This window comes from Candidatus Uabimicrobium amorphum (assembly GCF_009002475.1).
Classification (GTDB): domain Bacteria; phylum Planctomycetota; class Uabimicrobiia; order Uabimicrobiales; family Uabimicrobiaceae; genus Uabimicrobium; species Uabimicrobium amorphum.
Map to the genome: position 1 here is coordinate 8,106,106 of NZ_AP019860.1, position 23,348 is coordinate 8,129,453.

Annotated in this window: 12 protein-coding genes; 6 read left to right on the forward strand and 6 right to left on the reverse strand. The window is 41.0% G+C overall.

The features are described from left to right. Positions 1 to 2: 2 nt before the first annotated feature. Together UABAM_RS28475 and UABAM_RS28480 are read right to left on the reverse strand one after the other, a co-directional pair. Positions 3 to 1,445, reverse strand: coding sequence for an HAD-IG family 5'-nucleotidase (locus UABAM_RS28475; protein WP_151971383.1), 1,443 nt, complete (start codon positions 1,443 to 1,445; stop codon positions 3 to 5). Between the two features lie 116 nt (positions 1,446 to 1,561). Next, a complete protein-coding gene (locus UABAM_RS28480) occupies positions 1,562 to 2,404 on the reverse strand; it encodes an ATP-grasp domain-containing protein (RefSeq protein WP_151971384.1) in 843 nt (280 codons plus the stop codon). A 398-nt stretch (positions 2,405 to 2,802) separates the two neighbouring features. Here UABAM_RS28480 and UABAM_RS28485 point away from each other — a divergent pair, with 398 nt between their 5' ends. Next, complete coding sequence (locus UABAM_RS28485) at positions 2,803 to 3,465, forward strand: RNA polymerase sigma factor (protein WP_151971385.1); 663 nt, start codon at positions 2,803 to 2,805, stop codon at positions 3,463 to 3,465. Positions 3,466 to 3,469: 4 nt separating this feature from the next. Continuing rightward, positions 3,470 to 7,765, forward strand: a complete 4,296-nt coding sequence (locus UABAM_RS28490) for a protein kinase domain-containing protein (protein WP_151971386.1) — start codon at positions 3,470 to 3,472, stop codon at positions 7,763 to 7,765. A gap of 227 nt (positions 7,766 to 7,992) precedes the next feature. Here UABAM_RS28490 and UABAM_RS28495 read toward each other — a convergent pair whose 3' ends face one another. After that, positions 7,993 to 8,715: a glutathione S-transferase family protein gene (locus UABAM_RS28495; protein WP_151971387.1), complete on the reverse strand. Its 723-nt coding sequence runs from the start codon at positions 8,713 to 8,715 to the stop codon at positions 7,993 to 7,995. A 95-nt stretch (positions 8,716 to 8,810) separates the two neighbouring features. Between UABAM_RS28495 and UABAM_RS28500 the strand changes: the two genes are divergently transcribed. The 4 genes from UABAM_RS28500 to UABAM_RS28515 all read left to right on the forward strand — a co-directional run bounded on the left by UABAM_RS28500 (position 8,811) and on the right by UABAM_RS28515 (position 13,628). After that, positions 8,811 to 9,227, forward strand: coding sequence for a hypothetical protein (locus tag UABAM_RS28500; RefSeq protein ID WP_151971388.1), 417 nt, complete (start codon positions 8,811 to 8,813; stop codon positions 9,225 to 9,227). A 71-nt stretch (positions 9,228 to 9,298) separates the two neighbouring features. Next, complete coding sequence (locus UABAM_RS28505; protein WP_151971389.1) at positions 9,299 to 11,395, forward strand: serine/threonine-protein kinase; 2,097 nt, start codon at positions 9,299 to 9,301, stop codon at positions 11,393 to 11,395. A gap of 81 nt (positions 11,396 to 11,476) precedes the next feature. Continuing rightward, positions 11,477 to 12,220, forward strand: coding sequence for a hypothetical protein (locus tag UABAM_RS28510; RefSeq protein WP_151971390.1), 744 nt, complete (start codon positions 11,477 to 11,479; stop codon positions 12,218 to 12,220). 25 nt (positions 12,221 to 12,245) lie between these two features. Beyond that, positions 12,246 to 13,628, forward strand: a complete 1,383-nt coding sequence (locus UABAM_RS28515) for an RtcB family protein (protein WP_151971391.1) — start codon at positions 12,246 to 12,248, stop codon at positions 13,626 to 13,628. A gap of 21 nt (positions 13,629 to 13,649) precedes the next feature. Here UABAM_RS28515 and UABAM_RS28520 read toward each other — a convergent pair whose 3' ends face one another. From UABAM_RS28520 to UABAM_RS28530, 3 genes are read right to left on the reverse strand one after another with little or no spacing between them, the layout of a single operon-like run. Beyond that, positions 13,650 to 15,785 (reverse strand): patatin-like phospholipase family protein, encoded by a 2,136-nt coding sequence (locus UABAM_RS28520; protein ID WP_151971392.1) that lies wholly within the window; start codon positions 15,783 to 15,785, stop codon positions 13,650 to 13,652. A gap of 41 nt (positions 15,786 to 15,826) precedes the next feature. Continuing rightward, positions 15,827 to 17,152, reverse strand: a complete 1,326-nt coding sequence (locus UABAM_RS28525) for a cytochrome P450 (RefSeq protein WP_151971393.1) — start codon at positions 17,150 to 17,152, stop codon at positions 15,827 to 15,829. Continuing rightward, entirely contained in the window at positions 17,149 to 23,319 is a 6,171-nt protein-coding gene (locus UABAM_RS28530) for a type I polyketide synthase (RefSeq protein WP_151971394.1), read from the reverse strand. The genes UABAM_RS28525 and UABAM_RS28530 overlap by 4 nt, the downstream gene beginning before the upstream one ends. Between the last annotated feature and the right edge of the window lie 29 nt (positions 23,320 to 23,348).

Below are 23,348 nucleotides of genomic sequence, written 5' to 3' on the forward strand. Positions count from 1 at the left end.
TTTTACTCTTTCAAATCTTCAGGATAAAATACCGGGTCATGTGGAATACTACCTCGCGGTGAGCGAAAATACATAAATGGTGTATAGTATAACATATTCGACACGCGTGAAGTATAAATATCTGCGTAGCGTTCTACCTGACGCGTAAATTTACTTTTATCGTTTCCTGTACGCATCAAATAGCTCCAATTGCTATTAAAACGTTTGCTGTCGCGAACATTGAGTTCCCCAATCTGCACATCCAGCTCGTGCAAATCGTCGCGAAGTTGACGCAGTTCACTCTTAATGTCCGTAGGATTTTCCTTCACCTTGCCCGCGTATTTTTTCTCACGGCGTTGTAAGATAAGCTGTTTGTGGCGTATTTGCCCTTCAAGTTCTTCCTTTTCTTGCATCATCTTGCGTATTTGCTTATGATCTTTGCGTGCACTTTCGATGGCTTCAAGTTCTTCCTCTAACTCGCGTATGATAAGAGCTGTACGCCAACGTAGAACTTCCTTTGATATACTCACATCACAAAACAAGTGATCTCCGACATACAAAATTTGTTCCCCAGATACCCCAAGATATTCCTCGATCATGCTTGCATTACCACCGAGATAGCAACCATTTTTTTTGATTTCACCAATCACTGGTTTTAGTAGTCCGTCGTCATTGTCCACGATTTCAAACATAGGTGGCTTGGCCGTAAAAAAGCTCGGTTTGCGTGCAGAAACGACAATGAGATCAAACAAGTCGCGCCAATCCATTCCCTTAGGCAAGTAACGATCACAAATATATGACATCATAAATTTACTATATTTCCACCCAGAGTTCGTGATCAGTAATAGTTTTTTATTGGCGTGCCTTTGGTCCAAAAGGGTTAAAGGTAAATCGGGATCGAGTTCCACAAACTTTTCCGGATGGGCCATAATCTCGTTTTTAAGATCTCCCTCAAGATGTGCATGGTCAAGAACCGTGCGAATACGATGTGCTAAATCGGCGTAACCAAGGATACCGGTGATTTTTCCTGCATCGAGTAAGTCGACGAGTTGTGAAAACATGCATGCTTCAGAAATGGAAAACAACGTGTTGAGAAACGCATAACGCGTATCGGCAAGGTCTACGATGGTACGACTATACACCTCGCGCATTTTTTCAAATTCCAAACGGTGTGTTCCATGGTATGCCGCTTTCACATAACCAAAGCGGTTTACTTTGACGATATTTCCCAACTCTTTATCGATGAGAAGCCCACGAATAAAGATGCTCGGATCAAAAACTAAATCGTCCACCGGCCAGCCATCTTTTTTGAGATACTTCTTAATATATTGATATGCTAGACCTTCCCAAGCCTCGACTTTATAATGAACAAGGGTATAGTCCATGTCGTAGCCAATAACGGGTATCGCGCGAAGATTTAGGGTTCTATTACAGAAAATTCCTCGTGTGTACGGTATTTTTATCATACTTCTTCCTTAGTTTTGTAGTAGGTACGGTGCACAATCAACGTGTCGTTTTTTTATAATATATAGCAAAATTTGCCGTAAAAAACCAGGAGTTACCAAAACGTGTCCGTCTATATTTATTTGTCATCACACATTTGGCAAAAAGTCTCGGCAAACATCTCCACACCTTTTGTACAATTGGCCAAAAATAACTGTGGTTCTATCAACTCCAGCTCAATCAAATGCAATTTACCGCGATAACGTATCATATCCACGCGAGCATATAACTGTTTCGGAATTGCAGCGATTACTTTTTTCGCCTCCAACAAATCATCGTGCTCTACCTCCATCAATTCCGTACTTCCCCCGTGCTCTTCTTGAACACGAAAATCGTTTTGTTTGGGACGTTTTATGACCGCATGACTGTATTGACCGCCAAAGAACATGAACGACCACTCTCCTTCTTCCGCCACGCTCGGTAAAAACGGTTGTACCATATACGAAACATCAATGCTGGGAATTTGCGGTGCTTCTTTATGGTCAATAACATATGTATGATACGCTCCGGCGCTAATCACTGGCTTCACCACTAACTTTTGCGTATCCCACCTAGTAAAATGTTCTTGCCAATTTTCCTCGCGAACATTTTGTACAATTTTGGTCGGGATAACCGCGACTTGCTTTTGCTCTAATTCTAGTAGATATCTTTTATTTGTATTCCATTTGGCAATCTCAAATGAATTGAACAAACGGCATCCACAGCGCTGTATTTCCTGTAAAACATCCAGAAACTTTTCGCTATGTAAATAGTAGTCCCATGTAGTGCGAATCACTACACAGTTGTAAATACTCCAATCGACTTTATCGTTCCACACCACCACATCAATGGTAATATTTTTTTTCCGTAATAATTCAACCACCGCAAGTTCTTCCGCAATTAAGTTAGGAAGATCTCTGCTGGTTAGAAACGCGCATTTCAAATGTTGTCTCCTCCATTAGTCGTCCATAAGGCTCTCGCTGGTACTTTACTCCAGTGGTTATTATAAAAACATAAGAAATGCAAAAATCAAGATCTAAAGTACTAGCTATTTTTTACATATAAAATTTTTATATCATCTTCTAGAATTGCGATGTCATCATTTATAACTTAAACAACCTTGACCTACATTTTAATTCTGGTTATTATGCCGGAGTAGCTCATTTATAAGTATATATTGTTAAATTAGTGTTTAGTGATCACCGACGTATTTTAACGCTCAAATTGTAGGCATATTCGCAAAATGTAGAAAAAAAATTTTAGAATTTTGTCACATTTCGAAGGATATGCAGGGATTCTATTATAAAAATCAATCGTTTAGACTCTCAATGTGGAAATACAATGGATAATATCAATCTATCAAACTTATCGACAAATCCCGATGATGTAAAATGGTTAGGTCTTCCAGAACATCCTCAATACCAGGAGTGCTGGCAAAGATTCTACGCACGCTACCACCGTGCGATCCTCAATTATATTGTCTATCTTGCGAAATGGAATCATCACCAAGCGGACCAAGCAGAAGAAATTCTATCGCGCGTGTATGAAAAGGGATTTCGCTGGAGTTTTCGTCGCCAAGAAGGGGTGAAATTCCGCACAATAATCAAAAGGCTTGTTCGAGACGCTCTATCTGAATATTGGAAAGATAAAAAGATCGTACCTACAGAATATTTTTGTGACAATCAGGTTGGTGGAAGTATTGATGACTATCCTTTTTCCGTGGAATTACTCAAAACCATTATCCAACAAATATTAGAAGAATACCCCACAAAAGAAAAGGTTGTTCTTCAATGGATCTGGGATCACGACGGTACGTGGCCAAACTCTACACAATTAGCAGAGATGTTGGAAAGCAAAAATAATGCTGCCAGAAAATGGAAAGAAAGAAATAAAGGTTTATGGAAAAAATTCCAGCTCAAGATAATTGAACGACTAAAAGAGCTCGCCTGGGGAGTCGAATATCAAAAACAAGAGGTCGAATTTTTTACAGAATTGGAGTTGTGATATTATGGCAAACCCCAACAGACGCAATCCCTTGCAAATTTCAGAGCCTAGTACGGAAAACTCTACAGAATACATAAACACTTCTTTCACAAACACAACAGATGAAGTTTCTCAACCTTGTACCACAAAAAAAATATCTCCACAAATAATAAAAGACGGTCTTTACTTTGGTCCTTACAAAATTGTAACCGAAGTGGGGCGTGGTGGTATGGGGGAAGTATACAAAGCAATCGATACACGCCTACATCGCACAATTGCTCTCAAATTGATGCGTGAGAAAGCAAACAATGTAAAAGAGATACGAAGGTTCATGCGCGAAGCCAAATCTCTTGCAAAGTTACAACACGAAAATATCGTCATGATTCACGACGTGGGCAACGAAAAAGGATATTATTTTTTGGCGATGGAGTTTGTCGATGGCGTATCGTTAGCTCAATTTTTAAAAAAATCTCAGATGAGCATACAGCGTGCAATTGTAACAATGATTAAAATAGGACAAGCCGTTACATACGCACATAGTTGTGGAGTCATTCATCGCGACTTGAAACCGTCCAATGTAATGCTTTCACAAGAACAAAATTTAAAAGTAACGGATTTTGGCTTGGCGAAATTTGTCTCTGATGACACAAAAATTTCACAAACAGGAGCCGTTTTGGGAACGCCGCATTACATGTCTCCAGAACAAGCTCTTGGTCGCAATAGGAAAGTCAATGAACAAAGCGATGTCTATTCTTTGGGTGTCATGCTCTATGAAATGTTAACGGGGCAACGACCGTTTCATCATACCGAATCGATGTCTCTTGTCCACCAAATCATTCACGAAGATCCCATTGTTCCGACCCAACTCAAACAAAACATTCCTGAGACTTTAGAAGCAATCTGCCTGAAGGCCCTGCACAAAAAACAACAGTTTCGCTATCCCAGTGTAAAAGCATTTGTTGGCGATCTACTACGGTTTCAACAACAGCATCATCAACGACATACCTCATCGCAAAACATTCACTTGCAACCAGCGATGGATGACAAAAAGCCACTTGGTGTTGATAACTTTATGCGCCCGTCTTCTCAAAGTCTCACACCATCCACCATGTTTGCACACTATGAGATTTTAGAGCAACTTGGTGAAGGAGGTATGGGGGCGGTATATCTTGCCCAAGATACCAAACTGCAAAGAATGTGTGCTTTGAAAATCATACGTAATGTCGGATCGACAAAAGATGTCAAAAGATTTATCAGCGAAGCCCAATCCGTTGCGAAATTACAGCACCCCAACATTATCAAAATATATGAGATCGGAGAGTTCCCACAACATTTTTTTACCATGGAGTACGTCGAAGGGAATTCGTTACGCAAAGTCCTGGAAGGCAACACCAATGTAAACGAGGCATTACTCAACATATTTCACGATATATGCAGTGGAGTAGCCTATGCCCATGAAAATGGTATTATTCATCGTGATTTGAAACCAGACAATATTATCATTGGTAAAGACAACATTCCCATTATACTTGACTTTGGACTCGCAAAGAATACCAACTGCCAAGATAACTTGACTCAAAGTGGCAGTATACTAGGAACACCAAAGTATATGGCTCCTGAAGCCATTCAAGGAAAAGCAAACCATAAAAAAAGCGATGTCTATTCTTTGGGAGTCATTCTTTATGAAATGTTGACCGGACGTGTCCCCTTTGATGGCGCAAGTGTTGTCGAAATTATGTATCAAATTTCGACTGTAGAACCCATCGCTCCGTCGCTACTTAGAAAAAGTGTAAAAAGGGATAGTGCTCTAGAGTTAATATGCATGAAATCACTCGCAAAGTCACCACGCAAGCGCTTTCCCAGTGTTGCTTTCATGCGCGACGAAATTCAAAGAATTCAGCGAAAACAACCTACGCATACTAAGCCACCTACGTTGTGGCAACGTTTTTTTATCTCGTGTAAGAAACATCCCAAAATAGTCACCACAGTAACTCTAATGCTACTCATACCATCGATATTTGCCGTAATGTACTATAATCTTGCCAACGAAGAGAAAAAAAGAGCGGACCAGGAAGAAAAACGCAGAAAGCATGCAAAAGAAGAAAAACATGTGGTGAAACTCGAGTCGAATATTGAGTCAAATATTATCAAAAATCCCTCGTTTTTTCAGTACATACAAGGTCTTAAAAAAGAGATTGACGGTTTTGAACGCCCTCTAACGCCCACAACAACAAATATACTCAGTGACTCTTACGATATTTTGCGTTTTACTGTTCTTCCTGTTTTACCCCAGCAAAAAAAGGTCACTTTTCCAAAGTCGCGCGTTAAATTCATACATGGTCTTGTATCAAACAACCTAAGGTACTTGAGTCTGTTTAGCGATCGCGGTACTGCGTACATATGGCCCCTGAAGTCGTTATCAAAAATAGATACCAACAAGGCATACTTCACTATTCCACAATGCTATATCAACCAACAAAAAGATTTTATATCTCCCCGAAACTCTTATGTTGCCTATTCAAAAAATCGCCAATTCATGTTGCATACATTGGACGACAAAAGCTTAGTCTTTTCTAAAAAGCTCCAGGCAAACCCTATACACATTAGCTTTTCCCCTACCGAAAAATTTGTCATCTTTCTAGAGCCTGTACAAGGAAAACTTTTTTTATACGACTTGCAGCAAAAAAAATTGAATGTTCTCATTTCTGGTGTGAAAAGCCAATTTGGTTTTTATTTTTCGCCAAAAGACGACTGGTTAGTCATTTTCTACAACCGAAAAACGATATTCTACAATTTAAAAGAGCAACGCAAAGTTCTTGAAGAGGACTTGTTTAAGAGCAGTCGTGTCGCTTTTTTTTCCGCAGATGGCAATACTATTTTTATTTTTACTCCAGTAAATGTTGTCGCTTTTGACACAAATACCCACAAATTATCACAGGTACAAGATGGCCTATTTGATTATTTTTCACCATGTAGATCGACAAATTCACGTTATCCATTTCACATAACCAACAGCGGCGGTTCTGTCGTTCTCTGCTCCATTACCAAAGAAAAAAACAACTACCATAGCTCATTCAACTACTATCGCAAACACTCCGATGCCATAAGCAAGATTGTCGCCAATGACTACCGATTTATCATTAGTAGTGGACAAGATGCCAAAGTAAATGTCGCCAACTCACAAAATATGGAAGACATACTTTCCATTGTCGACAAAAATTACACATTCGATATTCAATTTGCCAGTCGAACAAGCAAACTAGGAATAGTCACCCGAGATAGTTACAAAGAATACCAGATTTCGCCGTATCAATACTTAAATTTAAACAAAAGCAGCCGTAAAAGATTGGATAGTATTCTACGTAAAACAAAAATATCCGCAGATACTTGGTTGCAACATCGCGTAATCGTTTCTAAAACTATGGTCATACAGCCATTTTATTTGGGTTTTATCGTCTGGAAAAAAGAAAACGGTAAATTCACAGATACTTTGTACACCAATGCCATGCAAATTTTGTCTCACGGTGATATGAACCAGGTAAGCATCAGTAAAGATGAACAACACGTCGTAATGCTTATGGGGCGCAAACCCGTTATTTATGAAACAAAAAATTTTAAGCAGATACCGTTTAAACCATTCAAAAACATGGGAGTAAAAGCTATCCGTTTTGTAAATTCTTCCGAGATTATTTACTGTATCAAGCAACAAACGTACCTCTATAACATCACCAAAAAGTCACACCGTCTTTTGCACACTTCGCAAGAGATTGTAAAGCACATTGTGGTAGATAAAAATCTCGTTGCCCTTGTCACATACAAAAATGTCACTATACTGCGAAATGGTAAAAAAATAGCAGAGCACCAACTTTTACCTGGCGTTGCCATCCGCCGCGTGGCGATTTCAGCGCAAAAAAACTACATCACTTGTGGTTACCAAGATAAACGTTTGACTTTGTTACATTTAAAAGATGGTAAAACCACAAAAATGAAAACACTAAAATTAAACTACAAAATTCACAATCTTTCGTTCTCTCCCAATGGCGATTATTTAGTCATTTTTTGCAGTAAAAAAATCAAGATTTGTGACTTAAAAACGTTTAAGTTATTCTCCACATACAAAGGTTTTAACGGGAACACCGGCTCTTTTAGTCCCAATTGGAACTTTGCCTGTATGTCACTGAGAGATGGTGTTGCTCTCTTTGATCAATCTTACTTATTCGATAAACAGAAGATGAAGGAAAAACTACAACAATTTGGCGACCTTTTTCAAGATCGTGAAGGATATTGGCCAATACGTATGGCGGAATTCATTGGGAAGTGAAAATCTTTACCATTGGTTTAGGGTGGACTTCTGTTTGTCTATCTTGAATTTGGAAGAACGGGCGGACACTAGGTCCGCCCCTACAACGCACTGTGTTAAAGTTAGGTATTAAGTCAAATCGCATTGAAGGTCACGGTTACGGTCACGGCAACGGTCACGGTCACGGCAACGGCGACGGCTACGATTACAGCGACGACTTTTCCATTTATAGTTGTTGTCACAAAATACTAACGATAATTTTCATATATCTTATTTACCCACAACATCTTGTCAGCGTGTTCCTCACGAAATAAACGCATGTCTTCGGGAATTTCCTTGGGCCATTTCAATCCATAGCCTTCTGGTTCGTAAATAGGTGCCAAAAGCGCTGCCACGGTGAGATCGGCGCGGCTAAAACTATCTCCCACCATAAATTCGCGATCTTTGAGATGGTCTGCCACTTTATCTATCGCTTTTATCAATCTCTCTCGCGATTCTTTCCCTGTCTTTTCATTTATATTCATACGTTGGCGCATAATTTTCTTTACTTTAAAAAACATGCACGAAAACAGCGCTTTTTTCATCGGTGAAGCCCCGGTAGAAAGAAGAGGTGCGACTATTTTCTTATGATGTAGCAGGTGTGAATAAAAATAACGCCGCAAATGCACGCCAATTTCTTCATCGGCGTATTTTTCCCAATGACATGCCTGATGTTTTTCTTTGGATGATTGTGGTGTAAGTGGTCTCTCGGGATATTTTTCTTCTAAGTAGTCGAGTATATCGCACGAATTTTGCACAACTGTCTCACCATCCACTAAAACGGGAACGTGCGTCCTAGGTGCTATTTTACCTATCGTAAAAACATGTAAACCTGGAACTAAACTCACAATTTTGTGATCCACGTTCTTGTATTTTAAAGCCCACCTAACCTTCTCGCAATAGTGCGATATCGCGAATTGATATAACTCCATAGCTATTCCTCACCAATTTCAACAATGTTCTTGATTTGTCCAATGTAATCATTTATTCTTGCGATACAATAACTTTATTTATAAAAGGAAAACACATGGATAGACTTTACACGATTCTTTATAAATCTCACCAGCACTGGCGCTACATGATTTTCCTATTTGCTGCCATCGCTATTATAGCTTTGCTCGTGGGATTTTTTAGCAAGAAAAAATGGCGTCCTCTTGGACGAGTTAGTTCTTTGTTGTTCGTGATTATGGTAGATATGCAAGTTCTTATCGGCCTTGCATTGTGGTTTGTTGGAGAACGCTGGAAGGGTGTTGATCCCGAACGCAGCTGGGAACACCCCACCATCATGCTACTGGCAGTAGGACTACTGCACGTTGGTTCTGTAAAGGCCAAAAAAGGTGAGAAAGAAGATATTTTACGCTACAAAACCATGCTAACTTTTGCATTTATCGCCACGGTTGTCATCTTATTCGGCGTATACAAGATAACAAAGGGACTTCCTTAAATTTAAATTGCCAGAGCACATCGCATGTCTACGCGTGTGCTCTTTCCTCGGTCTTATAAGGAGATGCGGTTATGGACATAACACAACAACTCCAACATGCACAATCTATCTCTCCCTCCATTGAAGTTCAAAACTTCATAAAGTCCCACAACTACCAACTCGGAAAATATAAGCTTGGTGAACTTCTCGGAAAAGGTGGAATGGGCGTTATTTATCGCGCACAAGACCAACAAACAAAGAGAGTCGTCGCCGTCAAAATTCTCCTCGATAAGAACACCGACAATACGAAAAAACTCCTTGGTGAAGCTTCGTGTATGGCACAGTTAGAACACCCCAACATTGTGCGTTTTTATGAAATCAACTACCAACCACGCCCATTTTTTGTCATGGAATACGTGGAAGGTGTTCCTTTATCGTTATTGATCCATTCCGAAACGTTTAAAGAACAACAAATTATTGATATTCTCTCCCCACTGTGTGATGCACTTTCTTACGCGCACAAAAAAAACATTCTCCATCGCGACATTAAACCGGCAAATATTATCATCACCAAAGACCGTGTCCCTAAAATTACCGATTTCGGACTGGCACGTCCGCGAAACGCAGGAAATTTAACCATAGAAGGTCTTTTTCAAGGAACACCGAATTACGCAGCTCCTGAACAAGTATCGGGAAAAACTTCCGTAAAAAGCGAGGTGTACTCTTTGGGAGCCACCATATACGAAATGTTGACCTCTAGACCTCCTTTCCAAGGAGACTCCGACTACAATGTACTATTTCAAGTGAGCAATCACTACCCCATACGTCCGCGGGAAATAGACCCCACCATTTCGCCATATTTAGAAGCTATTTGTTTAAAATGTTTAGAAAAACAACCGCGTAAAAGATACCGTAATTGCAAGGAACTTGCGAAGGATTTACAAAATTTACGTAAAGGGCTTGCCATCACGGCCAAAAAATATACACACTGGGATTCCTTACGCAACTTTGTACAACGCCATCGTATTCTATGCACATCGATCATTGTTATTTCATTGTTATTTTGTTTATTTTTTTCGGTACTGATTTTACAAAATCGTCAATTAAACAAAAAAAACTACGATTACCAATTACAACGAATCCTACTGCTCGCGCAAATGGGTAGAGCACAACAAGCGTTTGAGGAGTCGCAAACTCTTTTTACCAAAGACGATTTCCGTAGCCACCAACTCCACGCCAAAATATATTATATGGTGAAAAAATACCAAAAAGCTCTACAGTCTTCCACACAAGCGTTAGAAAAACAACCAAATCTATTTAAACTACACGTACTTCACGGCGAAATACTAAAAGCTCTCAATGAAAATGAACAAGCTCTACAGAGTTTTCAACGCGCTAGCGTTTTAAACCCCGAATACACGGACCTTTTTCGACTAAAAGGTTTAGTGTATAAGAACTTACAAAAATATGAGTTAGCCCTCTCAGAATACAACCAAGCTCTAAAAAAATTGCCCAATAGCGCGACATTTTACGCACTACGTGGTGACGTTTACTTTGCCCAACGTAATTTCACTTTGTCATTGCAAGACTTCAACAAAGCCATAAAAATAAATCCACATGACTATTACAGTATCCGAAAACGCGCGGACATAAACCTACTTCTTGGAGAGTACCAACAGGCACTAGAAGATTATAACTATGTTGTTGAAAATGCCCGAGACCATACCACGACATTCATACAACGCGGAGCACTTCATCGTCGTTTACAGAACTACCCCAAAGCGATCGAAGATTACAGTGCGGCACAAAAACTCAACCCTCTACACGTAGACATATACCACAACCGTAGTAATGTCTACATCGATACAAAAAATTATCCTTTGGCATTGCGCGACGCACAAATATGCGTGCTTTTGGAACCACGTAATTTTCGTTTTCATCTTAATCTACCGCGTATTCTCAATTACCAAGGACGTTTTTCGCAGGCACTAGAAAGAATAGAAGCTTTGGAGAAATGGGTAAATGATCGACCGCAGCTTTTTGAGTTAAAGGGGATCGTTCAGTATAATTTACGTCAGTACACCAAAGCATTGCGCAGTTTTCAAAAAGCACAACAGCTCGGTTTACAAACAAAAGAACTCAAGGCGTTGATTTCACGTACACGTAAAAAAATTGCCACAAAAAAATAGCCATTACCAACGATATTGTTGTATGCACGTCTAAGATAACAAGATTTTTTTACAACGCTTGTGAACAATGGGGTATGCTACATGAAACTAAAAATTTCCGATTATTTTATTTTACTTATTTTTTTACTTTTTACGCTTGGTGGTGGAATTGCCGCTTTTCTTGAGCAAGGGGAAAAGGCCACTGAACTAGCAAGTATCGCCATTTTTTTTGGCCTAGGCTTTATATTTTGGCTCAGTACGATGATCTACAAACATCGGCAACAAAAGCTTTTTAACAATAACGAAGCAGATATCTGCCTGCCAATTGAAACCCCCATCGCAATGTCAAAATCGAAAACAGTCATGTTGGCATTGGGCATTGTGATTGCAGGTACTGCGACTTGTCATTTTACTCAAGACCAAGACGTTCCCTTTGCTTGTGGAATTATTATGATTGCATTTGGTAGTCTCATATTTTTGGCAACACTGACGGGCCTTACCGCAAACGAATCCTTTATATTTCAACCACAAGGTATCCGTTTCGTACGCAGAACATACAGTTTTTTGGTAAACTGGGATAACATCGATTCTTACAGCTCAGGAGAATTTTATGACAACCCCGCTTTTATCATAGGGGTCTCCGACATGAATAGTGTCTTGGAAACGGTCACAGCGTCAAATCCACAAAAGGCAAAGAAAAAATTGGCCAAACGTTTTAAATGGGATAAAATGGTTTTTAAACAATATGCGGTTATGATTATGCCTAGCACATACAATATAAACCTCGCAGATTTACATCACACGGTCGCCTTTTGTTTAGAAAAATACCACAATCCCGATTCATAAATAAATTTTTTGGAACATATAAGCTATGAAAGAAAAACAATTATTAGATTTAGGCGTTGATCCTGAAGACATTGAATTTGCTAAGGAACTTGTAGAAAATGCGCGTGCGAAGGGACTCAATAAGAAAAAAGTCAATCGCCAATTGCAATTGGCGGTACAAAAGCCAGAAGCAAATTTTACCAATCCTTATTTTGGGAAACTTGCCCAAAAAGTTTACCAAGACCGTCGATTCAAAGAACGTAAAGAGCCAGCACCATGGAAAATTTGGGGAGAAGATCTACCAGAGCAGGCCGTTTTACAAATGAAAAATGCCTGTCGTTTACCCATTTCGTGGCGCGGAGCACTCATGGCCGATGCTCACCAAGGATATGGTCTTCCCATCGGTGGAGTTTTGGCTACAGAAAATGCCGTCATTCCCTATGCCGTCGGAGTGGATATCGCGTGTCGTGTAAAAATGACCGTATTTGATTCTCCAGCAGAAGATGTGGATAAAAACAAAGATTTTCTTGTGGACACCTTACAAAAAGATACACTTTTTGGTATTGGTAAAACATTCAGTAAACCACACGACCACGAAGTACTACAAGAAGATTGGTCATTTTCAAAAGTCACAAAACACATCAAACCACGCGCTATAAAGCAATTAGGTTCGAGTGGCTCGGGAAATCACTTTGTTGAGTTTGGAGAGCTTACCGTATCACAAGACACTCTTGGTCTACAAGCAGGCACGTATCTTGCGGTACTTTCGCATAGTGGTAGTCGTGGGGCAGGAAGTGCGGTGGCCAATCACTACTCGCAGTTGGCGATGAAATTGCGTCCAGGTCTGCCAAAAGAGTTACAACATCTTGCATGGTTAACTCTAGACAGTGAAGAAGGGCAAGAGTACTGGCAAGCTATGGAACTCATGGGAAGATATGCTGCGGCAAATCATGAGATAATTCATGAAAAAATCATCAAGTCCCTGGGGGCAACACCTCTACTACAAATAGAGAACCATCACAATTTTGCGTGGAAAGAGGTGCATGATGGCAGGGAACTCATCGTACACCGTAAGGGTGCAACCCCCGCAGGAAAAGATGACTTAGGTATTATACCTGGTTCCATGGTAAATTCATGCTATGTCGTACGTGGTAAAGGAGACGAGACATCACTTTCGAGTGCTCCTCATGGTGCAGGAAGAGTCATGTCACGCCGCAAGGCCAAGCAATTGTTCAATTGGACCGATGTCAACCAAATGATTAAGAGCAAAAACGTTACTCTACTAAGTGCAGGTCTCGATGAGGCGCCAAGTGTTTACAAAGACATCGACATGGTCATGGAATACTCCAATGATCTCGTCGAAATTTTGGCTTGTTTTCAACCACGCATTGTAAAAATGGCAGAAGATGGCGAACGACCCGAGGACTAGAGTTTTTTCGTGTTAAGACAATTACCCACGAGAACAAAAAGATTTGTAACTCGCATACAAATTATCGGTGACTAAATCCAGTTGAGACTGTGCTTCGCGAACAATCAAATTCGCTTCTTCAAAACCGTTCACGTCAAAACGCGCCAAGTTTGGATTAAAAGTGAAGTTACCTTCAAAGGCCTGAGATTCTCCCGATGTTTGCAACAAAATGTAAATTGCGCGCAGTAAATCTTTAATTCGCGCCACGGGGGACATAAACTCAGGCACGAAACTCGACTTTTGTTTTTGTTTGGGGGCAGGGGGGATCACTTGAGAAGAAATAATAAAATCCGCTCCTTCCTCCACCAAAATATTTACCGGCACGTTGTTGAGAAAAGCACCATCAATATACTTTTTATTGTCGATCCACATAGGACTAAAAATACCAGGTAGAGAACTACTTGCTCGGACCACTTTTTTGATTTTCCCGGTTTTGAAAATCTTTTCACGTGCACTCAAAAAATCAATTGCTGCCGCAAAAAATGGTATCGGTAAATCTTCCATCATATCGTTGCCAAAATACACATCGAGTAGTAATTCCAAAAATTTACCATGGACAAAAGACAATGTCGCCGCTGTTTTTATTTCTGATTTTTTCTCTAGCAAAAACTGTAAACCTTCGGCTCCAAACTGCGCATAACACGCGCCAACAACACTACCAAAACTTGTGCCAGAAACCATATCAATGGGTATATTGAGTCGCTCCAAAGTTTTGATAAGTGCGATGTGTCCAAATCCCCACGCGGAGCCTCCGCCAAGGGCTAACCCTACTTGTTTGTTGGTTATGATTCTCGCCAAGTGTCCAATGGAACGCGAAGAAATTTGATACGAATATGCGCCTTGACTAGGATAAAGCTTGGCGATTTTTTTACTCGCAATGGGAATACGACTATCGGCACTTGTTTGGATCACCGCATGATAGACAAACCCCGAAATCAGTTTGTCCAACGGCCGCAATAGATTAAACTTTTCACTAATGTAGACAATATTGGCGATGAGAGGAGAAAGTTTTTGTAAAAATTCTTCGGTACCTTTTGCAGCAGTATGAATGAATATATAGTGAAACTCTCTTGCGACTTCATTGCTTTTCAGAAATTCTAAGGCCTTAGTCGGCGACATTTTACGTCCCAAAACGCGCGGCCCAATTTGGTACTCCGTTTCGTCCTGATCGCTTAGTTCGATAACCAAGCACTCGTATACGTAACTTTCCGTCACCGCTAGCGCCAATTGGTAACTCAATAATTGTAAATCATAAGAGCTATGGTTTACCAAAAAGAAAATCTCCGCCTGCTTTGCTAGATCATTCTCATCAATGACAATGCCTCTTTCGCGGCAAACCGTATTGACCATTCCGCGAAAAGAAGAGGAGCGGTTGTATAGTACATGAAACTCTTGCTCGGGAACAATAAACAGTTCACAATCTTCCTGTGCGACCACATGGGCAATACGCGGTATTCTTTTCACTAAGGCAATTTCCCCAAAAGCATTTCCCGCGTAAAACATACGCAATATTTTGTTTGGTTCTTCTTCGCGAAAGGCCTTTACAGAACCACGTGCAATCACAAAAAATGCTTTTCCGGTGTCTCCCTGACGGCAGATGTACTCTCCTTTGGAAAAATAGCACAACGTCGATATTTCGAGTAGGTGCTCAATCAAAGATGTTCCCACATGCGCAAAGTAGTTGTTTTTTAATAGCAGTGCACGAATTTGTTGTTGGTCAGAGTACAATTTTACTCTAGTCTGAAATTGTTGTTTGAGATGTGGATATTTCTTAAAAATTTGCTCAAATGCTTCGCGGTCCCAGCAAACAAACTCTATATCAGAAATAGTTTTTGTGACCAAACCCCTTTTCTCGGGCATGAAAATACCTGTGTCAAGAACCATACCTGGACGCAGATACCACTTTACCTCTTCTTCACTTTGCGGTAAAACAGCGACATAACCACGATATAATAAATACACTCGTGGAGTCCAACGTTCTTCTTCCATAACCGTTTCGTTACTAAATTTTCTATTGCGGGCGAGATCTTCCAGTATTTGTAGCTCTTCGTCTTTTAAATAACGAAAAAAAGAACTCTTTTCTCTCATAAACTCTTTAATATTTGGTTTATTTTCCATCGTCGTTTTCCACCCAAAAAAGCACAAAAATACAATGATAATTAACGCTTTTGAACGGTAATCTCCACTTTGTGAAGTGGTTGCAAAGTAATAGAAGGTAGCAATGCTGTACCACGGTCTTCGAGAATTTGAACGCGAAACTTTTGAATCGCCATGGCCAAAATCAACGTTGACTCGATCATGTTGTAATGGTTACCTATACATACGCGTGGTCCGCCGCCAAAAGGAAAATAGGCGTATTTCGGTATTTTTTTCTCGAAACCATTTTCCCAACGTTCTGGTAAAAATTTTTGTGGTTCGTCAAAATAACGTGCATCGCGATGAACAACATGTTGTACCATCAAAACCTGTACCCCTTTGGGAATCAGTTGTTTTCCAATTTGTACATCTTCAATGGATTCGCGCCCGATTGCCCACAACGGTGGGTACAACCGCAATGTTTCTCGAACGACATTGCTAGTATAGGTTAACTTGTCAATATCTTCAACCTCTATATTTCTCTGGCCAATCACCCGTTGTAGTTCTTCCTCTATTTTTTGTTGTACATGAGGATGCTTCGCAATAAGATAAAAAGCCCATGTAAGCGACGTTGCCGTAGTTTCATGACCAACAACTAGAAGCGTAAATACTTCATCTAGCACCTGTTTGTCAGTGATGCCTAGTTCTTGTTGTGCTCTAAAAAGGTCGCTGAGCAAATCATCTAAGTTACCGCGTTCTTTCCGCGCGCGAATCATGCGCCGCGCGCTACGCGGAAATTGAAAAAATATTTTCATGACCTTGAGATTTTGCGGCGTGGGAACAATAAAGGGGATAGGAATACGACTCGAGGTAATACTCGCAAACTGTTTTACGATAACATCAACAGAGTCTTTTACTTTTTGTACATCTTGTTCGGTATCGATATTAAACAGCGTTTTCGACACAATCTGCAAGGTCATTTTTACCATTTCGCCGTGGATATCAAGACTTTGCCCATCTTGCCATTCTCCGACAACTTTATCGATAATATCGATCATTTGCTGTGCGTATTTGTGTAACTTAGAACGACGAAACGCTGGTTGTACAATGCGATGTTGTTGTTTCCAAAATTCTCCAGAACTAGTGACCAACCCGTTGCCAAACGCCATTTTTAGCTGTCGCATATTCCACGATTTGATAAAAGAATCGTTTTTTTCGACAAATATTTCATGTAAAAGCTGTGGAGAATTTACTACGCAAAAACGCATAGCAAACAGGCGAAATTGATACATTTCACCATAGATAGAAGTATACTTGTGAAAGAAGCCCAACATATCCTTGCGAAATTCTGGCCAACTCCCACTAAACCAATTTCCTGTTGGTCCCGGTAGATCCATTGTTGTTTTCATATATCATACCTATAAGCGACTAAATTTTTTGCTAACACCACAGCATCGCCTTTTTCATCGATTGCTTGTACCCACTTATTAAAAATGTGGTTATTGTGTATGCGTGGGTTACTTCCGTGTAAATGTAGTTTCCCTAATTGGCGATCGTTTATGTCGGCCTTTATATAAAGTTCTCCTCCCATTTGCGGGACGTAAATTGTCTCGCGGTCATCGATCATACTAAAGCGCCACAGAGCGTCGACAAGTATAGACGGTAAACAAAAATCTTCGATACAAGAAAGCGACGTTTTATCCAATTCAAACGACGCCTCTCGGCTACATTCCCCTATGGTAATTTGCGACAAACAACAAAAAAAGTCACTCAATTTGACGACACCTTCTTTGGTATAAGGATCGCCAACCTCGATAGTTTTTGTATTTGTTTGTGCACTGAACCACGGTACAGGTACAGCGCTTTCTCTCATATGTATATCTACTTCAAACATGCACTCGTTGTGTTGTAAAACCATCCCTGACTTATGAATAAAATCGGACAATAGCTGCACGTGGATCACTGCGGAAGTTTGTGTTTTGTGCCGTACTTTCCCCTTGCACTTGATCACCACTTCCTTACCAGGAAAAACTTTGACAAATTTGTGGAATTGCGCATTTTCAAACTTGAAAAACGACCAACTAGGGCATAGTTTTTGTGCGGTGCGTGCGGCAAAATCCAACTCGAATGTTCCTGGTAGTGTTGCCACACCATTGACCAAATGGTGGCAAATGTACGGAGCATTCTCTTCGTTTAGCGACCATTCTAGATATGCCTCATTTTCCTTTGTTGCCACATCAACCTGGTAATAACTCTGTTCTTGTGCTGTTAGAGAGATATTGACCACATTATCGCTGCACAACACGTTCGAAAATATGGCTTTGCCTTCTGCAGCGCGAATCGGACGTAGATTTCGTTGGTGCGCAATCATCGCATACTCCGAATCTCTTGTCATACCTATTTTTTCCCACCCCAACCATGCCAGTGAAGACCAGCGCCCTTTTTGTCTATTCATATATTGGGCGATGCGATTTAGTGCTTCGTTTGCCGCCCCATAGTCTGGTTGCCCATCGTTTCCCATATAACTAAACGTTGACGTTAACAAATGAAAATGTGGATGCGTTGGTAAATGCTGACAACAGCTGCGATAAAGATTTTGTATCCCCTTGAGTTTCGTGGCAATAATTTTACGGAAATCTGCCAATTTTTTCTTAGGCAATGTTGTTGATACTTGTAAACCTGCTCCATGGATTACCAAATCAACCTTACCGTACTTTTGGTAAATTTCGCCAATACATTTCTCCATTTCCTCCTCTACGGTGATATCGCACCTTCGGTATTCGATTCTCCCCGGTAGCTGCGCAAAACTGCGCAGATTATGCGCAATTTCATTGCCCGCCTGATAACCACGATACAACTGTTTCAGTTCTTTAATGTTCAAGGCTGTTTCGCGAAGTTGTTCTTGGTAAAACGTCTGCTCAAATTTCGTAAAGCTCTCGGTATCCATTTGTCGATACTTTTCAGGAACTTTTTGTAAATTCGTGCGTCCAAGAGCAATTACCTTACAACGAAACTTCTGCAACAGCTCTTCGACTAAAACAGCGGTGACACCACGAGCACCACCAGTTGCTAACACCACAGATTCTTCATTTAACTCTTCACTGTTCGCCGCTATTTCTGCCGTAACCAGCTTGTGTACTTTGCGCTTATTTCCCACATAAAAAATCTCGTGGTGGATACCTGCACACAAAAGTTCAGTGGCGACGAAATCAAGTCCTGCGGCCAGTGACACCTCATCACAGTGGATCGACTTGCACATTGCGTCAGGTAATTCTCGTGCCATAGATTTTATAAATCCCGCAAACAAACCCGAATAGGGATGAACATTTCCCTCTTTGTTGTATGCGTTTATCGTTAATGTAAACAACGATGTTTTTTGTTGTTGTATGGCAGAGTATGCTTGCTGCGCCGTCAAGAATAGTAAATCCATAAAACTTAGGTCGAAATCTTGCAATAGTTCATCAGCATTGTGGGAAGCCATGTGTTTGGTGGCAATAATCATATCGTATGCACCACTTTGTAAATTTTGCGATAATTGTGCGTCGACATGTTCTCCGCTCACACACCAATAATCACCAGTACGCCGCATCGTCGCCACATCGTAATTTTCTACAGCAATGCTTTGCTGTTCCCACCACTGTATGTCATCCACTAAAAACAATATTTTTTTCGCTGTTAAAGAAGCTGAACTTACTTCCACAGGGGCTAAAAATAATTGAGGGTTATAAATATCTATTGGTGTAGCGCCTGGCAACGCCAAACTATTCCAATGTGTGATCTCATCATAAGGGGAGATTTGTAGGCAATGATCTTGCTTCCATTTCACCATCGTTTTCCTTGTATTGCCATGCAACAATTCCAAAATTTCCTTACTACCTGTCGCCCCTCGTAGCGAACCTTCGACAGACAATGTTTCTTCGTCGCCCTCCGCATTGCAATTTACAATTGCTTGAATGGCAAATCCTTGTTTTTTTGCCCATTCTTTTCTCGTGAGTGCTAAAACGATGCCTCCGGCTTGCGGTTCCTGTTGATCATGGCGAGGCAACAACAACGATGTTTCATCGCGATAACTTATTCCTCCCGCAAAAACAATGTCGCAATCATCAAAATATAGGCAACGCTGTGCATGACAAATAGCTTCGAATAACGATCGTTCTCCACAATCGATGACCAGATTTGCGCCTTTTAAATCGTACATATGCGCTACACGACCAGAAGTCACATTCGGCATGATGCCCGGAAGTGTATATGGTCCTGTCGCAACATGCTGCTCTTTGGCCTGCTGTAATAATTTCTGCACAAGATCATCCGTCGCGTACTCAAAGCTGGCGTCTTTAAGAAGACGCGCAAAACGATCGGCATATAACCTCTGTAATACCGGAACACTGTGCTCCGCTTTACCTTCCATTCCGAGAATAACCCCTGTAGATTTTTTGTAATTTTCCCAATTTTTGGGTAACGAAGCAATGAGGTTTTCGACAAGCTTCACCGCGAGTAGTTGGCTACCGTCCATGTGGTCTACCACATCAGGTAAAAGTATTTTTTTGGGAGAGGGGAAATGTTGCTTCTTAAAATACGACAATGCTTGCAACGACACTTGTGCTTGCGCCATACCATCTTTATCTGGGAAGAGACACTCCACGGCAATCACCGCCAAGTCACCGCGGTATGCCCTCTTAGGTAGTTTTTGCAGATTTTTGTGGTGCTGTGGATCATACTCCTCGATCACTAGATGCGCGTTGGTTCCGCCAAATCCAAAACCACTTACCGCAGCTCTTCGCGGTAGTTTGTTTATATTTTTTTTCCACGGCATAGACGTTGTTGGTATAACGAAGGGGGAATTTTCGATATTCATACCTTCATGCTGATTGTTTGGATCGTAATAGAACTGTTCGGGTATGATTTTGTTTCTCAGCGCCATACAAACCTTAATAATCGAAGCTGTCCCCGCCAACCACCCTGTATGTCCAATAAGAGATTTTATGCTCGTAAGAGCAATTGTTTGTTGGCTACTTTTCTCAAAAAATTGCGCAAGTGCCTGAAATTCTGTCGCATCTCCTACTTTCGTCGCTGTGGCGTGCGCTTCGAGATGTTGAATCGTTTGTACATCAACACCACTCTTCACATAGGCATTTTCAAGAGCAACAACCTGCCCCTTAGCTTTGGGAACATTTACCGATGAACTCTTACCGTCGCTTGAAAGTCCACAACCAACGATGACACCGTGAATATCATTGTCATCGCGCAATGCATCAGGTAGTCTCTTTAATGCCAAAAGAGCTGCCCCTTCGCCAAAAATAACGCCATCCGCATTGCCATCCAACGAACGGATATGCGTTGTGGAAAGTCCGCCAAACTGCGAAAACAAACAGCTATTCGCAGGACCAGGCGCAAATACACCTCCGGCCAAGACTAAGTCTTTGTCGTGGGCCTGCAATTCTTTTATACCGCGATCCGTCGTATACAAAGAAGAAGCACACGCCGCGTCCATCAAGTATGTGGTGCAAGATTTGCCACAAATGTCGTCAACTATTTTCGCAAAACATTTGTGGGGCGTAAAACGCATAAAATCGCTTTCAAAATGTATAGAAAGAAAGGCCTTTAACGCGGTAAATGCTTTACTGTCTTCCTCTAAGGTCGACAAAATTTGCAGCAATTGTTTTGCCAATAGCGCTTCGTCGTACTCTTGGATTCCATCCGCGGTACTTCCTAAAAAACAAGCGATACGCGAAGAACAAATTTCGCGCATTTCATCTTGTAGTGGTGCAATACACTGCTGTAGGGCTTCGGCCAAGAAACGTTCTGCTTTGGACAAGTGGGCATACTGTTTAGCACCTTTAAAGTTTTGCACAACTCCGGTGAGCAAGCTATACGTTTTGTCTGGAGCAATGCCATTTTCGCTCATAAAATCGCGCTCAAGGAGTTGATCCTGTTTTCGCGCATCAATAATTCCCGATACCCCATACCGCGTGTTGTGCCAAAACTCACCTACATTATTTGCACCTGGAACCACACATCCCATGGAAACGACAGCGATGGGTACATCATTGTACATCGCTTTTTGCTTTGCCATGGTCCTAGGCTTTGTCGTCGTTTTTTGTCGTGGTGTTGTTTTTTGCGATTGCAAGCGAAAGGCGTTTGTCACGACGAGCGCATCATTATTTTTTACAATAATATTCGCCATGCTCGTTCCCACGCCGCATTCGATAAAATTTTGATACCCCTGTGAACACAACGTCGCGATACACCGATCAAAATAAAACGGTTTTACAAAATGATGCGCTAAGATAGAGGCAAAATCGCAGCCTTTTGTATAAAACTGCTGTTCAATGGGAGAAAAAGTGTCTATTTGTGGCGATTTATAATCGATGTCTTTTATTGTTTCGTAAAAGGTCGCAACAGCTGGTTGCAATTTACTAGAGTGAAATGGATAATTGGTGTTTAGCGGTGTCACTTGAATCTTCGCTGGTAGGAAATTCTGGCGCACGTACTCTAGCTGTTGGTTCGCAACATTGACAACGGTTTGTTTGCGATGATTACATCCAGCGATTTCAACGGGTAAATGAAAGTTTTTCACCGTATCCAAAGAACTAGACACGGCCGCCATTGTATACGGTAAATTTTGCAAAGGGGCCAAAGCCGCAAACCTCTTACACACAATTTCCAAGCCTTCTTCGACACGAAAAACACCAGAGATTGTCAGTGCCGCTATTTCTCCAAAACTATGTCCCACAAGTAGCTGAGGTTTTTTACCGTCAGCGATTAGCCACTGCGCGCAGATAACGCTCTGTAGGTAAATGGCAATGTGATCTAAGTCACGACACGTTTTCAATATATCTTCGGGTAAATCAGCATAAATTAGGTCGACAAAACTATGCTGGAAGAAATTTTTGGCAAGAGTATCTGCGTAATCTATGTATTTCGCTTCTCGGGGAAAGTTTTCATAAATATGACGTAGCAACGCAAAATCACAAGTATCTTTACCAGGAAAAACGAATACCGTGCCTTGTTTTTTTTGTGGCGAATGGGTAAACTGCGCGTGAAATTTTTGCGGAGGAAGATTGGCCATTTCTTTACCTACAGCACAGACATCTTCGGGAAAAAGCGTTGTCGTTTTTCCATGGAGGACTTTATCTTTGAAGTCAGGTGCTAATGTATCCTCCAAAGGATATTTCGTAAAATGTTGTAACATCTCTTGAGGAAAAGCCACAAGCTCTCCTTGTTTACTTGAACAAACTATCGTCTGAAACCCACAACATACGGGAACACCATCGTAGCGAACCACTCGAAAACACAATCGTACAGAAGAACGCCCCAAATCTTCATACGTCATTAAAATCGCCACCGCTTTTCCCACCGCCACCGGAGCAAGATTGCGACTATACCCTTCTTGGGTAAGAAGAACCACATTGTCCAGTTGTTGTTGCAAAGTAGTGGCTTGCAATCCACGCGTATCCGAAAATAACAATGATTCGCGTGCGATGCATTGAAATTTGAAGTTGGTTAAGTAATGATGCGTACCGTAGGCCATGGTATCGTCAAAATAAATTTGATATGGGACAACGTAGTAGTTCATCAAAAATCCTTACATGCTATGGATGCCAT

Bases quoted from the DNA above. Each gene is read 5' to 3' on its own strand.
- UABAM_RS28500 (WP_151971388.1), top strand. From the start codon at position 8,811: ATGGATAGACTTTACACGATTCTTTATAAATCTCACCAGCACTGGCGC.
- UABAM_RS28510 (WP_151971390.1), top strand. From the start codon at position 11,477: ATGAAACTAAAAATTTCCGATTATTTTATTTTACTTATTTTTTTACTT.
- UABAM_RS28475 (WP_151971383.1), bottom strand. From the start codon at position 1,445: ATGATAAAAATACCGTACACACGAGGAATTTTCTGTAATAGAACCCTA.
- UABAM_RS28505 (WP_151971389.1), top strand. From the start codon at position 9,299: ATGGACATAACACAACAACTCCAACATGCACAATCTATCTCTCCCTCC.
- UABAM_RS28520 (WP_151971392.1), bottom strand. From the start codon at position 15,785: ATGGAAAATAAACCAAATATTAAAGAGTTTATGAGAGAAAAGAGTTCT.
- UABAM_RS28525 (WP_151971393.1), bottom strand. From the start codon at position 17,152: ATGAAAACAACAATGGATCTACCGGGACCAACAGGAAATTGGTTTAGT.
- UABAM_RS28495 (WP_151971387.1), bottom strand. From the start codon at position 8,715: ATGGAGTTATATCAATTCGCGATATCGCACTATTGCGAGAAGGTTAGG.
- UABAM_RS28515 (WP_151971391.1), top strand. From the start codon at position 12,246: ATGAAAGAAAAACAATTATTAGATTTAGGCGTTGATCCTGAAGACATT.
- UABAM_RS28530 (WP_151971394.1), bottom strand. From the start codon at position 23,319: ATGAACTACTACGTTGTCCCATATCAAATTTATTTTGACGATACCATG.
- UABAM_RS28490 (WP_151971386.1), top strand. From the start codon at position 3,470: ATGGCAAACCCCAACAGACGCAATCCCTTGCAAATTTCAGAGCCTAGT.
- UABAM_RS28485 (WP_151971385.1), top strand. From the start codon at position 2,803: ATGGATAATATCAATCTATCAAACTTATCGACAAATCCCGATGATGTA.